Annotated in this window: 11 protein-coding genes and 1 pseudogene; 11 read left to right on the top strand and 1 reads right to left on the bottom strand. The window is 72.1% G+C overall.

What is annotated here, in order from left to right:
* Positions 1 to 41: 41 nt before the first annotated feature.
* A pseudogene (locus tag BJ961_RS25605) lies at positions 42 to 455 on the top strand (LLM class flavin-dependent oxidoreductase); the annotation flags it as partial.
* A 47-nt stretch (positions 456 to 502) separates the two neighbouring features.
* On the top strand, positions 503 to 994 hold the full coding sequence (locus BJ961_RS25600) for an LLM class flavin-dependent oxidoreductase (protein WP_408648683.1): 492 nt from the start codon (positions 503 to 505) through the stop codon (positions 992 to 994).
* Between the two features lie 70 nt (positions 995 to 1,064).
* On the opposite strand, the gene BJ961_RS25595 is transcribed toward BJ961_RS25600, so the two are convergent.
* Positions 1,065 to 2,867, bottom strand: coding sequence for a glycoside hydrolase family 15 protein (locus tag BJ961_RS25595; protein WP_271417164.1), 1,803 nt, complete (start codon positions 2,865 to 2,867; stop codon positions 1,065 to 1,067).
* 584 nt (positions 2,868 to 3,451) lie between these two features.
* On the opposite strand from BJ961_RS25595, the gene BJ961_RS25590 reads away from it, so the two are divergent.
* The 9 genes from BJ961_RS25590 (at position 3,452) to BJ961_RS25550 (ending at position 14,290) form a co-directional block, all read left to right on the top strand.
* Positions 3,452 to 5,101, top strand: coding sequence for a CTP synthase (locus BJ961_RS25590; protein WP_271415145.1), 1,650 nt, complete (start codon positions 3,452 to 3,454; stop codon positions 5,099 to 5,101).
* Positions 5,102 to 5,186: 85 nt separating this feature from the next.
* Positions 5,187 to 5,822: an NUDIX domain-containing protein gene (locus BJ961_RS25585; protein WP_271415144.1), complete on the top strand. Its 636-nt coding sequence runs from the start codon at positions 5,187 to 5,189 to the stop codon at positions 5,820 to 5,822.
* Positions 5,823 to 6,017: 195 nt separating this feature from the next.
* Positions 6,018 to 8,045, top strand: coding sequence for a tetratricopeptide repeat protein (locus tag BJ961_RS25580; RefSeq protein WP_271415143.1), 2,028 nt, complete (start codon positions 6,018 to 6,020; stop codon positions 8,043 to 8,045).
* 134 nt (positions 8,046 to 8,179) lie between these two features.
* The gene (gene ald / locus BJ961_RS25575; protein ID WP_271415142.1) at positions 8,180 to 9,304 is read left to right on the top strand and encodes an alanine dehydrogenase; all 1,125 of its coding nucleotides are present in this window, start codon (positions 8,180 to 8,182) and stop codon (positions 9,302 to 9,304) included.
* 399 nt (positions 9,305 to 9,703) lie between these two features.
* Complete coding sequence (locus BJ961_RS25570) at positions 9,704 to 10,834, top strand: ParA family protein (protein ID WP_271415141.1); 1,131 nt, start codon at positions 9,704 to 9,706, stop codon at positions 10,832 to 10,834.
* Positions 10,819 to 11,382, top strand: a complete 564-nt coding sequence (locus BJ961_RS25565; RefSeq protein ID WP_271415140.1) for a hypothetical protein — start codon at positions 10,819 to 10,821, stop codon at positions 11,380 to 11,382. Before BJ961_RS25570 ends, BJ961_RS25565 begins: the two co-directional genes overlap by 16 nt.
* An 18-nt stretch (positions 11,383 to 11,400) precedes the next feature.
* Positions 11,401 to 12,507, top strand: a complete 1,107-nt coding sequence (locus tag BJ961_RS25560; protein WP_271415139.1) for a segregation and condensation protein A — start codon at positions 11,401 to 11,403, stop codon at positions 12,505 to 12,507.
* A gap of 98 nt (positions 12,508 to 12,605) precedes the next feature.
* On the top strand, positions 12,606 to 13,175 hold the full coding sequence (gene scpB, locus BJ961_RS25555; protein WP_271417163.1) for an SMC-Scp complex subunit ScpB: 570 nt from the start codon (positions 12,606 to 12,608) through the stop codon (positions 13,173 to 13,175).
* Positions 13,175 to 14,290, top strand: a complete 1,116-nt coding sequence (locus BJ961_RS25550; protein ID WP_271415138.1) for a pseudouridine synthase — start codon at positions 13,175 to 13,177, stop codon at positions 14,288 to 14,290. Before scpB ends, BJ961_RS25550 begins: the two co-directional genes overlap by 1 nt.
* The last annotated feature ends 40 nt before the right edge of the window (positions 14,291 to 14,330 follow it).

The following is a 14,330-nucleotide window of genomic DNA, read 5'->3' as shown; positions in this document are numbered from 1 at the left end:
ATCCACGGGTCGCGGAGCACCGGGTGGGTAGGGCACAGGACATGGACATCACCGTCGTGGCCGCCGCACGCGAGGACGACAGCTCCCTCCACGAGCCGTTGCGGGTGGCGCACCAGGCAGACCGGCTGGGCTACCCCGAGGTGTGGTTGGGGGAGGGACCGACCTGGGACGCGTTCGTGCTGGCCGCCGCCGTCGGGGCCGACACGCGCCGGATCGCGCTCACCGCCGGACCGGTCGCCGTCTCGGTCCGCGACCCGCACGGCATCGCCCGGGGCGCCGCCTCGGTGGCCGCCGTCACCGGACGCCCGGTCGGGGTGGCGCTGGGCACGTCCAGCAAACGCGTCGTCGAGGGCGTCCACGGCCGGCTGCGGGAGCGGCCCGCGGCCGTGCTGGAGGAGACCGCCGCGGCGCTGCGGGGCCTGCTCCACGGGGCGCCGGGCGAGCCCGTCGTGCCCGGCAGCGCCTTCCCCGCCGCCATCGGCCGCCGGGCGGCCCGCTCACCGTGGCGGCCTTCGGCGACCGCGCGATCTCCGTCGCCGCCCGGTACGCCGACCGCATGCTCCTCGACGTGGTCTCGCCCGCACAGGTCGGCGCCCTGCGCGCCAAGCTGCTCGCCGCGGCCGCGGAGGCCGGGCGGACGCCGCCGACGCTGGCCGCGTGGGTGCCGGCCGCCGTGGACCCCGACCCCGCCTCGCTCACCCAGGTCATGCGCGGCGTCGTGGGCTATCTGACGGTGCCCGGCTACCGCGAGATGTTCGAGGAGGCCGGCTTCGGCGAGGCGGTCGCGCGGGCCCGCGCCGGTGCCGACCCGGACACCCTGCTGCGGGCGCTGCCCCGGGAGGCGGCGACCACCGTGGGCCTGGTCGGCGACCTCGACACCGTGCGGGCCCGGATGGACGCCTACGCCGAAGCGGGCCTGGACGAGATCGCGCTGGTACCGGCGACGGCCGGGGACCCGGGCGGGGAACGGACCCTGACGGCGCTGGCCGGCTGAGCCGGCCCGGCGCACACCGGGAGCGCCGACGGGCCGCACCGGTGCAGGTCCGGCCCGTCGGCGCGGCGGCTCAGCCCCCGTACGCCCCGCTCGCCGTCAGCCGGAGAGCCGTGTCGATCAGCGGCACGTGGCTGAAGGCCTGCGGGAAGTTGCCGACCTGGCGCTTCAGGTGGGGGTCCCACTCCTCGGCCAGGAGACCGAGGTCGTTGCGCAGGGACAGCAGCTTCTCGAAGAGCTTGCGGGCCTCGTCCACCCGGCCGATCATCGCCAGGTCGTCGGCCATCCAGAACGAGCAGGCCAGGAAGGCGCCCTCGTCGCCGGGGAGGCCGTCGACGCCCTCGTCCTTGCCGTCCGTGGGGTAGCGCAGGATGAAGCCGTCCGACGTGGACAGCTCGCGCTGGATGGCCTCGATGGTGCCGATGACCCGCTTGTCGTCGGGCGGCAGGAAGCCCATCTGCGGGATCAGCAGCAGCGAGGCGTCCAGCTCCTGGGAGCCGTAGGACTGCGTGAACGTGTTGCGTTCCTTGTCGTAGCCCTTCTCGCACACGTCGCGGTGGATGTCGTCCCGCAGCTGCTTCCAGCGCTCCAGCGGACCGTCGGCGTCGCCGGACTCGATCAGCTTGATGGTGCGGTCGACGGCGACCCAGGCCATCACCTTGGAGTGCACGAAGTGGCGGCGCGGACCGCGCACCTCCCAGATGCCCTCGTCCGGCTCGTTCCAGTGGTCCTCCAGGTAGCGGATCAGCTTGAGCTGGAGGACCGAGGCGTAGTCGTTGCGGGCCAGGCCCGTCATGTGGCCCAGGTGCAGGGCCTCGGTCACCTCGCCGTAGACGTCCAGCTGGAGCTGGTGCGCCGCGCCGTTGCCGACCCGGACCGGGGTGGAGTTCTCGTAGCCCGGCAGCCAGTCCAGCTCCGCCTCGCCCAGCTCGCGCTCACCCGCGATGCCGTACATGATCTGCAGGTTCTCGGGATCGCCGGCGACCGCGCGCAGCAGCCACTCGCGCCAGGCCCTGGCCTCCTCGCGGTAGCCGGTGCGCAGCAGCGAGGACAGGGTGATCGCGGCGTCGCGCAGCCAGGTGTAGCGGTAGTCCCAGTTGCGGACCCCGCCGATGTCCTCCGGCAGGGAGGTGGTGGGCGCGGCCACGATGCCGCCGGTGGGGGCGTACGTCAGGGCCTTCAGCGTGATCAGGGAGCGGACCACGGCCTCCCGGTAGGGACCGTGGTACGTACAGTGCTCGACCCAGTCGCGCCAGAAGTCCTCGGTGGCCACCAGCGACTGCTCGGGCTCGGGCAGCGCGGGCGGCTCCTTGTGCGAGGGCTCCCACGAGATGGTGAACGCGATCCGGTCACCCGGCGCCACCGTGAAGTCCGCGTACGTGGTCAGCGCCTTGCCGTAGGTCTCCGCCTCCGTGTCGAACCACACGGAGTCCGGGCCCGCGACGGCCACCGTGCGGCCCTCGTGCTTGTGCACCCAGGGGACCACCCGGCCGTAGCTGAACCGCATCCGCAGCTCCGAGCGCATCGGCACCCGCCCCGTGACGCCCTCCACGATCCGGATCAGCTGCGGGGCGCCGTCGCGCGGCGGCATGAAATCGGTCACCCGGACCGTGCCGCGCGGGGTGTCCCACTCGGACTCCAGGATCAGCGAGTCGCCGCGGTAGCCGCGCCGGGCCGCGGTGGGCGGTTCGGCGCCGGGGGCGTAGGCGGGGCCCATCCGCCAGAAGCCGTGTTCCCCGGTGCCCAGCAGACCGGCGAAGATGGCATGCGAGTCGAAGCGGGGCAGGCACAGCCAGTCGACTGTGCCGTCCCGGCAGACCAGGGCAGCGGTCTGCATGTCTCCGATGAGTGCGTAGTCTTCGATGCGCCCGGCCACGTGCAACTCCAGTCGAACGGCCACGTCACCCCGCATGGGGGCGGTCGCTGGTGCGGTCAAGGGTGAGGTCAGGGGTGTGTGTCAGGGATGTGGGTCGTGCGGTGTGTGTCGTGCGATGTGTGTCATGCGTCGTTGAGTCATGAAGCAAAGCAGCCGTCCGACCGTGAAGCCAAACGCGGTGCCGCAAACGACAACTGTTGCTCAACGAACTGACGAGCTCTCGTTGTTCCGGTGCTGACGGGCGAGGGGTGGTGCCGCGTCGCCGGGCGGACTCGGCAGCGAACGTCCGAGCAGGATACGACGCACGTAGATGATCTGTGTGCCGCTCCGGGCAAGCCGGGTCCGCCGAACGGGTGACCGCCGGGTGAGGAAACGGTGATGTTCCCGCCTGCGTGTCCGGACGTGCGCGGAGGGTGGCCGGAAGCCGCCGCCCCGAGGCGCTGTTACGCTGGTAGCCCGTGGACCGGTGGGAGAAGAACCCCGGAACCGCAGCGACGGCGCCGCCGACGACACCCCGGGAGACCGGGCCGGAGGACGGACGCACCGCACCCCCAGACCGCGACCACGGGAGCCCCGTCTTGGCCATGCCGCCCAAATCCTCGACGACCAAGCACATCTTCGTCACCGGGGGTGTCGCCTCCTCGCTCGGCAAGGGGCTGACCGCCTCCAGCCTCGGCATGCTGCTCAAGGCCCGGGGTCTTCGCGTCGTGATGCAGAAGCTCGACCCGTACCTCAACGTCGACCCCGGCACGATGAACCCCTTTCAGCACGGTGAGGTCTTCGTCACCAACGACGGTGCCGAGACCGACCTGGACATCGGACACTACGAGCGCTTCCTGGACCGTGACTTGGACGGCACCGCCAATGTCACTACAGGACAGGTGTACTCGGCCGTGATCGCCAAGGAGCGGCGCGGCGAGTACCTGGGCGACACCGTGCAGGTCATCCCGCACATCACCAACGAGATCAAGCACCGCATCCGCCGCATGGCGACGGACGAGGTCGACGTCGTGATCACCGAGGTCGGCGGCACCGTCGGCGACATCGAGTCCCTGCCGTTCCTGGAGACCGTCCGCCAGGTCCGCCACGAGGTCGGCCGGGACAACGTCTTCGTGGTCCACATCTCGCTGCTGCCCTACATCGGCCCCTCGGGCGAGCTGAAGACCAAGCCGACCCAGCACAGCGTCGCCGCCCTGCGCAACATCGGTATCCAGCCGGACGCGATCGTCCTGCGCTGCGACCGGGAGGTCCCGACCGCGATCAAGCGGAAGATCTCCCTGATGTGCGACGTCGACGAGGACGCGGTCGTGGCCTGCCCCGACGCCCGGTCGATCTACGACATCCCGAAGGTCATCCACACCGAGGGCCTGGACGCCTACGTCGTCCGCAAGCTGGACCTGCCGTTCCGCGACGTGGACTGGACGACCTGGGACGACCTGCTCGACCGCGTCCACAAGCCCGAGCACGAGATCGTCATGGCCCTGGTCGGCAAGTACATCGACCTGCCCGACGCCTATCTCTCGGTCACCGAGGCACTGCGCGCCGGCGGTTTCGCCAACCGGGCCCGCGTCAAGATCAAGTGGGTCACGTCCGACGACTGCAAGACCCCGGCCGGTGCCAAGGCGCAGCTCGGCGACGTCGACGCGATCTGCATCCCGGGCGGCTTCGGCGAGCGCGGTGTGACCGGCAAGGTCGGCGCCATCAAGTACGCCCGCGAGAACAGGATCCCGCTGCTCGGCCTCTGCCTGGGCCTGCAGTGCATCGTGGTCGAGGCCGCCCGCAACCTGGCCGGCGTCGCGGACGCCAACTCCACCGAGTTCGACCCGGCCACCGCCCACCCGGTCGTCTCCACCATGGCCGAGCAGCTGGACATCGTGGCCGGCGAGGGCGACATGGGCGGCACCATGCGGCTCGGCATGTACCCGGCGAAGCTGGCCGAGGGCTCCATCGTGCGCGAGGTCTACGACGGCAAGGAGTACGTGGAGGAGCGGCACCGCCACCGCTACGAGGTGAACAACGCCTACCGCGCGGAGCTGGAGAAGAAGGCCGGCATCGTCTTTTCGGGCACCTCCCCGGACGGCAAGCTCGTCGAGTACGTCGAGTACCCGCGCGACGTCCACCCCTACCTGGTCGCCACCCAGGCCCACCCGGAGCTGCGCTCGCGCCCGACCCGCCCGCACCCGCTCTTCGCGGGCCTGGTCAAGGCGGCGGTCGAGCGGAAGACGTCGAAGTAGCACACCGGTTGTACGGTGGCCGGGGCACGCGCGTCGACGGCGCGGGCCCCGGCTTTTCGCGTACGTCTGGAAGGGCAGGTCAGGGATGACGGGCAGCACGATCAAGGACACCCCCGAGGAGTGGGAGGTCCGGAGCACCCGGACGCCCTTCCGGGGCAAGAAGACCTCGATCCGCACGGACGACGTGGTCATGCCCGACGGCTCCGTGGCCTCCCGCGACTACCAGGTCCACCCCGGCTCGGTGGCCGTCCTCGCCCTGGACGGCGAGGGCCGGGTGCTGGTCATCAGGCAGTACCGGCACCCCGTGCGCGAGAAGCTCTGGGAGATCCCGGCCGGGCTGCTCGACGTCCCCGGCGAGAACCCGCTGCACGCCGCCCAGCGCGAGCTGTACGAGGAGGCCCACGTCAAGGCCGAGGACTGGCGGGTGCTGACCGACGTCTACACCACCCCCGGCGGCTGCGACGAAGCCGTACGGATCTTCCTCGCCCGGGACCTGTCCGAGGCCGCCGGCGAGCGCTTCGAGGTCGAGGACGAAGAGGCCGACATGGAGCTGGCCCGGGTGCCCGTCGCGGACCTGGTCCGCGGTGTGCTCGCCGGGGACCTGCACAACAACTGCCTGGTCGTGGGCGTGCTCGCGCTGGTCGCGGCGGAGCGGGGCGACGGGTTCGACGCGCTCCGCCCGGCCCAGGCGCCGTGGCCGGCCCGGCCCTTCGAGGCCTGAGGACCGCCCCCGCCCCCGGGGCCGAGAGGCCCGGGCGGCCGCCGGACCCCCACCGATGTGACCATCGGCTGATCCGATCGGGGGATGTGCCCGCCGCGCTCCGCCGGGAACGTCGCAGAGCGTGAACTAGGCTCGGGAAACGCCCGAACCGGGGTTCCGGCGGGCGCCGGTGCGGTGGGATCGGGAGTGTGGCCCGTGACGGATCAGGCGGTGGACACGGACGGCGTCCGGCTGTCGGACGACCCTGCTGAGGAGCGTCGGTTCCTGGGCCGCACTCGGGAGCTGAAGGAGCTGCGCGCCGACATCGAACGCGCGGGCCTCGACACCCTCTCCGGCCGCAAGGCCCCCCGCGCGCGCGTCCTGCTCATCGCGGGCCGGCCCGGCTCGGGACGCACCGCGCTCGCCGAGGAACTGGCCGCCCGGGTCGCGGACGACTACCCCGACGGTGTGCTGCGGGCCCGGCTGAGCGAACCGGACGGCACCCGCGTCCCCGTCGAACGCCTGGCCAGGGGCCTGCTCACCGAGCTGGACCACTCCGCACCGCCCGGGGCCGACGAGGACGACCTCACCGAGGCCCTGCGCACCGCACTCGCCGGACGCAGGGTCCTGCTCCTGCTCGACGACGCCGCCGACGCCGAGCAGGTCGACGCCCTGCTGCCGGACACCCCGGACTGCCTCGCCGTCGCCGTGGCCGAGGGCCCGCTGACCGGCATCGCGGACGTCCGCCCGTGCACGCTGGGCGGCCTCGACACCAAGTCGGCCGTGGAACTGCTGTCCCGCTGCACCGGCTCGGTCCGCATCACCGTCGACCCCCGGGCCGCCGAACAACTGGTCGAGCTGTGCCAGGCCCATCCCGCCGCGCTGACCCTGGCCGGCGGCTGGCTCGCGGCCCGCCCCCAGGCGGCCGTCGCCGACCTCGCCAAGCACGTGCACGCGGAGAGCGACGAGGGGGGCGCCCTCGGCCGCGTCTTCCGCCTCGTCTACGCGTCCCTGCCCGCGGCCGCCGCCCGGATGCTGCGGCTGCTCTCCCTGGCCCCGGCGGGCCTGGTCGACCCGCACACCGCCTCCGCGCTCGCCGGCTGCTCGGTCGGCGGCGCCCGCACCACCCTCGACGACTTCGTCGCCCTCGGTCTGCTGCGCGTCGTCGACTCGCCGCTGCCCGCGTACGAGGTCCCCGGGTGCCTGCACGACCCGCTCAGGCGCCTCGCCCGCAAGCACGACCGGCCGGCCGAGCTGCAGCTGGCCCGCGCCCGCATGCTGGAACGGACGGTACGGCTGCTCCAGTCCTGCCGTGCGGTCACCGAGACCGACAATCCGCAGGCCCGGGAGAAGCTCCTCGGCACACCGCGCGACCTGCGCTTCCCCCACCCCCGGGCCGCCGCCGACTGGCTGCGCGCCCGGCGTCCCGCGCTGCTGGCCTCGGCCCGCCTCGCGGTCGCCGACGGGGAGCTGGACACCCTCGCCCGCAGGCTCATGTCCCAGCTGGTGCGCGCCATGGTGGCCCATTTCGGCACCCGGGCCGCCGCCCCCGACCTCTACGGCGTCCACCGCCTCGTCCTCGACGTCGCCGAGCGCCGCGAGCTGCCCCGGGAGAAGGCCGCGGCCCTGCTGAACCTGGCCGACCTGGACGCCCGTACCGGCCGCACCGCCGAGGCCCTGGTGCGCTACCGGGCCGCGCTGGACGCCGGACGCGAGGCGAACGACCCGTACGCGACCGGCCGCGCCATGGAATCCGTGGGCGGCGCCCACCTGGAGCTGGGGGACTACGACCGGGCCGCCGACTGGTTCGGCCGGGCCCTCGCCCAGCGCCTCGCCCGGGACGAGCGCGACGACGCCGCCCGGATCTACGGCCGTATCGCCACCGCCCACACCTACGCCGGCCGCTACGGCGAGGCGGTGCGGTCCTGGCGCGCGGCCCTCGCCGGACACCGCAGGTCGGGCGACGTGGCGGCGCACGCGCGGGCCCTGTCCGAGCTGGCCCGCGTCCAGGAGTACGCCGGGCGTCCCGAGGAGTCGCTGCGCACCTGCCAGGAGGCCGTCGAATGGGCCCGCCGGGCCGAGGACGTACGCCTCCAGGCCGCCCTCCACCTGCGGCTCGCCGACACGCTCGACCGGCTCGGCGACCCCACCGCGGCCGGGCTGCAGCGGAGCACGGCCGAGCGCATGCTGAGGGAAGAGACCGCAGATGCCTGCGAAATCCGTAGCCCACTGTCTGAAGATTGATGCTTTGAAAGGCTGGACAGTGGGAACGCCTTCATTAGACTGGCTCTGCCGCACATTCTCCTGCGGCTTCTCCCGGTGCGCCCGCGTTCGAGCGGGTATGCCTTGTCATAGCCCCATCCTCTGAGCCAAGGACCGTGATCCACGTGCAGGTCGGCATCCCCCGCGAGGTCAAGAACAACGAGTTCCGGGTGGCCATCACCCCCGCCGGCGTGCACGAGCTGGTGCGCCACGGTCACCAGGTCGTCGTCGAGCGCGGCGCCGGTGTCGGCTCCTCGATCCCCGACACCGAGTACGTCGCCGCGGGCGCGCGGATACTCGACACCGCGGACGAGGTCTGGGCCTGCGCCGACCTGCTGCTCAAGGTCAAGGAGCCGATCGCGGAGGAGTACCACCGCCTGCGCAAGGACCAGACGCTCTTCACCTACCTGCACCTGGCCGCCTCCAAGGAGTGCACGGACGCGCTCATCGAGTCCGGCACCACCGCGATCGCCTACGAGACGGTCGAGCTGCCCAGCCGCGCGCTGCCGCTGCTGGCCCCGATGTCCGAGGTCGCGGGCCGCCTCGCCCCCCAGGTCGGCGCCTACCACCTGATGGCCGCCAACGGCGGCCGCGGCGTGCTGCCCGGCGGCGTCCCCGGTGTGCTCGCGGGCCGGGCCGTCGTCATCGGCGGCGGCGTCTCCGGCTGGAACGCGGCGCAGATCGCCATCGGCCTGGGCTTCCACGTCACGCTGCTCGACAAGGACATCACCAAGCTCAGGGAAGCCGACAAGATCTTCGGCACGAAGATCCAGACCGTCGTCTCCAACGCCTTCGAGCTGGAGAAGGCCTGCCTGGAGGCCGACCTCGTGATCGGCGCCGTGCTGATCCCCGGCGCCAAGGCGCCGAAGCTGGTCACCAACGAGCTGGTGTCCCGCATGAAGCCCGGGAGTGTCCTTGTCGACATCGCGATCGACCAGGGCGGCTGCTTCGAGGACTCCCACCCGACCACCCACGCCGAGCCGACCTTCCCGGTCCACAACTCGGTCTTCTACTGCGTCGCCAACATGCCCGGCGCGGTGCCCAACACCTCCACCTACGCGCTGACCAACGCCACGCTGCCGTACATCGTGGAGCTGGCCGACCGCGGCTGGGCCGAGGCGCTGCGCCGCGACCCCGCGCTGGCCAAGGGGCTCAACACCCATGACGGCAAGGTCGTCTACAAGGAGGTCGCCGAGGCGCACGGTCTCGAGTACGTGGACCCGGCCTCGCTGCTCGCCTAGTCGCCCGACCAAGTCGGCGACCGGAAAAGGCGATACGTCAACAGTGGTCGTCAACCCCACACACCCGGCCGGACCTTGCCCGACAAGGTCCGGCCGGGTGTGTGTATGGTCACTTTGCGATACTCGGTCAACTCGCCTCGAACGTAACGCTTCAACCGATTCGCGCACCGGTGAAACCTGCTGTGCGACGGCCGTACGCCCTTGACAGAGGGATGTTTCATTGCCGACACATCGGGCCGGGTCCGGCGGATTGTGTTGCTGCGGACGGCCGACACGCCATAGAGTCGCCGAACGTCGGCATGGTGCCACGCTGACCTGTCTAGAAGTTCCCTGGTCACCAAGGAGGTAAGACGACTTGTGAATGAGTCGACATTTACTCCCGGGGGTGGTCATCCAGGAATGCCGGCACGGACCCACGGTCCCGGGCGTCTCGAGGCCGTCGGCTCCGTAGCTGTACGCACCTCGGCAGCCGACCACCAGAGTCCGCAGGCAACTCGGACAGCACACATGAGTATGGATGGCCAACACGTGAACGCCATGGCCGGCAACGGAAGTGGCACGCCCCGCAACCACTTCGCCGACTACGACGAACTGCCCGAGGGGCACTTCTACGACCCGGACGCGGAGTACGAACCGGATCCCGAGTACGCCGCCACGCTCGCGCCCGACGCGGCCCGACAGCGCCGTGAGCGCATCGGCCCGACCGGACGCCCGCTGCCGTACTTCCCGATCCCGGGCCCGCTGACCGATCACGGCCCCGCCAAGATCATCGCGATGTGCAACCAGAAGGGCGGCGTGGGCAAGACCACGTCGACCATCAACCTGGGTGCCGCGCTCGCCGAGTACGGGCGCCGGGTGCTGCTCGTCGACTTCGACCCGCAGGGCGCGCTGTCGGTCGGACTCGGCGTCAACCCGATGGAGCTCGACCTCACCGTCTACAACCTGCTCATGGAGCGGGGCATGGCGGCCGACGAGGTGCTGCTGAAGACGGCGGTCCCCAACATGGACCTGCTGCCCAGCAACATCGACCTGTCGGCGGCCGAGGTGCAGCTGGTGAGCGAGGTCGCGCGCGAGTCCACCCTGCAGCGGGCGCTGAAGCCGCTGTTGGACGACTACGACTACATCGTGATCGACTGCCAGCCCTCGCTCGGCCTGCTCACGGTCAACGCGCTGACCGCCGCGCACAAGGTGATCGTGCCGCTGGAGTGCGAGTTCTTCGCGCTGCGCGGTGTGGCCCTGCTGACCGAGACGATCGAGAAGGTCCAGGAGCGGCTCAACCCCGACCTGGAGCTCGACGGCATCCTCGCCACGATGTACGACTCGCGCACGGTGCACAGCCGCGAGGTGCTCGCGCGGGTCGTCGAGGCGTTCGACGACCACGTCTACCACACGGTCATCGGGCGCACGGTCCGCTTCCCGGAGACCACGGTCGCCGGTGAGCCGATCACCACGTACGCGTCCAACTCCGTCGGTGCCGCCGCCTACCGCCAGCTCGCCAGGGAGGTGCTCGCCCGGTGTCACGCCGAGTGAGTCTGCCGGGGGCCGACGAACTCTTCCGTACGACAGGGGGAACGGCGCTCCAGGCGTCCACCCCGCGGCGACCGGCGGGCGGCGAGGCCCGGGTGCCGGCCCCGGCGGGGGAGAGCGACCAGGCCGCCGCCGAGGACGCACCGCAGTCGGTGCCCGCGCGGGGCGGTGACGGCGAGGGCGCGGAGCACGCCGCGGCGGACGCGGAGGCGGGCGAGCCGCGCAGCCGGGGCGCGGAGCGCTCCGCACAGGGCGCCGGGCCGGGTACGGGCGCGCAGGAAGGTTCTGCCGCCGACCGGCCGCGCAACAAGCGCGGCAGAGCCGCCGCACGCCGCCCCAGCGGGCGGGAGCGCCACGACGAGAAGATCACCGTGTACGTCTCCGCCGAGGAGCTGATGGACCTGGAGCACGCCCGCCTGGTGCTCCGCGGCGAGCACGGCCTAGCCGTCGACCGCGGCCGCATCGTCCGCGAGGCGGTCGCCGTGGTCCTCGCCGACCTGGAGACCCGCGGGGACGCCAGCATCCTCGTACGACGGCTGCGCGGGCGGTAGCGGTAGCCTGCGGGGGCCATGACCTCGAACGACGCTCCCAGCCCCGGTGCCCGCGCGGGCCGTCGGCGCGCGCTGGGCAGGGGTCCGGGGCAGCGGGCGGCTCCGCCGGGGCCCGAGGGCCCGCCCGCCGACGCGGACCCGTCGGCGTCCGCCGCGCCACAGGCCGCGGAACCCGCCCCTGCGGTGCCGCTGTCCGAGGCGCCGGACTCCTCGCCCTCGGGAACCTCCGCGTGGAACGACTCCACCTCCGCGGAAGCCGTCCGCGCGACGAGTGAGCGGCTTCCGGGCGTCGATGCGACCGGCGACGGCGGTGGCGACGGCGTCTTCAAGGTGCGGCTCGCCAACTTCGAGGGACCGTTCGACCTGCTCCTCCAGTTGATCTCCAAGCACAGGATGGACGTCACCGAGGTCGCGCTGTCCAGGGTGACCGACGAGTTCATGGCGCACATCCGGGCGCGGGGACAGGACTGGGACCTCGACGAGACGACCGAGTTCCTGGTGGTCGCGGCCACCCTGCTCGACCTGAAGGCGGCCCGGCTGCTGCCCGCCGCCGAGGTCGAGGACGAGGCCGACCTGGCGCTGCTGGAGGCCCGTGACCTGCTCTTCGCGCGACTGCTCCAGTACCGCGCGTACAAGCAGATCGCGGAGATCTTCAACGACCGGCTCGCGGCCGAGGCCCGCCGCTACCCCCGCACCGTCGGCCTGGAACCCCACCACGCCGAGCTGCTGCCCGAGGTCGTCATCAGCATCGGCCCCGAGGGCTTCGCCAAGCTCGCCGTGAAGGCGATGCAGCCGAAACCCAAGCCGCAGGTGTACGTCGAGCACATCCACGCGCCCCTGGTCAGCGTGCAGGAACAGGCCGGGATCGTCGTCGCCCGCCTCAAGGAGCTGGGCGAGGCCGATTTCCGTGTGCTGGTCCAGGACACGCAGGACACGCTCACCGTCGTCGCCCGCTTCCTGGCCCTGCTGGAGCTGTACCGCGAGAAGGCCGTCGAGCTGGACCAGGAGACCGCCCTCGGCGACCTGCTGGTGCGCTGGACCGGCGGCGACGGGGACGCCCCGCCCGCGGTGACCGACGAGTTCGACCGGCCGGCCGAGGCGCCGAAGGAGGAGCGGAAGGCGTGAGGGAAGACACCAACGAGGTGGGAGAGACCACCGGGGCCGCGGAGGGTGCGGACGACGTCACCGGACTCGACCTCAAGCCCGCGCTCGAAGCCGTCCTGATGGTCGTCGACGAGCCCGCGGCCGAGGAACACCTGGCGAAGATACTGCGGCGGCCCCGGCGGCTGATCGCGGACGCCCTGCGCGAGCTGGCCGACGAGTACGCCGTCCAGGGCCGCGGCTTCGAGCTGCGCCTGATCGCGGGCGGCTGGCGCTTCTACAGCCGCCCCGAGTACGCCGCGGCCGTCGAGGGCTTCGTCCTGGACGGCCAGCACGCCCGCCTCACCCAGGCCGCCCTGGAGACCCTCGCCGTCGTCGCCTACCGCCAGCCGGTCAGCCGCGGCCGGGTCTCCGCGGTGCGCGGCGTGAACTGCGACGGCGTGATGCGCACCCTCCTGCAGCGGGGTCTGGTCGAGGAGGCGGGCACGGAACCCGAAACAGGTGCGATCCTGTACGTGACGACGAACTACTTCCTGGAGCGGATGGGCCTGCGCGGTCTGGACGAGCTCCCGGAGCTCGCGCCCTTCCTCCCGGAGGCCGCGGCGATCGAGGCCGACACGCTGGAAGCGGTGCCGTCGTTCGATCCGGACGCCCCGGATTCCGAGGACGCAGACGACAAGACGGAACTTTGATGCGAAGCAGCAGCGGCAGGAACAGCAGCGGAAACAACGGCGGGAGCCGTGGTGGCAACAGCGGCGGCCGCGGCGGGAGCGGCGGTGGTCGCGGCAACCACCGCGGCGCCGGCAACAACCGCGACGACAAGCAGGGCGGCCGTCCCAAGAAGCCCCGCCCCGAGGAGCGGCGCTACGACGTGGGCCCCGGAGCCACCAAGGACGGTCCCAAGTCCGGCCGCGGTGCCTCGGCCCGCGGCGGCGCCAAGGGCGGCCCGAAGCGGCCGCAGGAGCGCGGGCGCAGCGCCCCGGCCACGTCCCGCGAGTACGAGGCGCGGGCCGAGGAGCGCAACCGCGAGCGGTACGCGGGCAAGAAGGACGTCAAGCTGCCCAAGACCTTCCCGGGCGCCGAGCAGGAGGGCGAGCGGCTGCAGAAGGTCCTCGCACGCGCGGGCTACGGCTCCCGGCGTGCCTGCGAGGAGCTGATCGAGCAGGCCAGGGTCGAGATCAACGGCGAGATCGTGCTGGAGCAGGGCCGCCGCGTCGACCCGGAGAAGGACGAGGTCAAGGTCGACGGCCTGACCGTGGCGACGCAGTCGTACCAGTTCTTCTCGCTCAACAAGCCCGCCGGTGTCGTCTCCACCATGGAGGACCCGGAGGGCCGGCAGTGCCTCGGCGACTACGTCACCAACCGGGAGACCCGCCTCTTCCACGTGGGCCGGCTCGACACCGAGACCGAGGGCGTCATCCTGCTCACCAACCACGGTGAGCTGGCCCACCGCCTGACCCACCCCCGGTACGGCGTGAAGAAGACCTACCTCGCGCACATCGTGGGCCCGATCCCGCGCGACCTCGGCAAGCAGCTCAAGGACGGCATCCAGCTGGAGGACGGGTACGCGCGCGCGGACCACTTCCGGGTCGTCGAGCAGACCGGCAAGAACTACCTGGTCGAGGTCACCCTGCACGAGGGCCGCAAGCACATCGTGCGCCGGATGCTGGCGGAGGCGGGCTTCCCCGTCGACCAACTGGTGCGCACCGGCTTCGGTCCGATCACGCTGGGCGACCAGAAGTCGGGCTGGCTGCGCCGGCTGTCCAACACGGAGGTCGGGATGCTGATGTCGGAGGTCGACCTCTAGACCGGCCCCCGGGCGGCCCCGCCCGCGGAACGCTTGTGCC

The organism is Streptomyces lienomycini (genome assembly GCF_027947595.1).
Lineage (GTDB): Bacteria > Actinomycetota > Actinomycetes > Streptomycetales > Streptomycetaceae > Streptomyces > Streptomyces lienomycini.
Note: the sequence above shows the minus strand (reverse complement) of the source record. Positions and strands in the feature narration are given on the sequence as shown.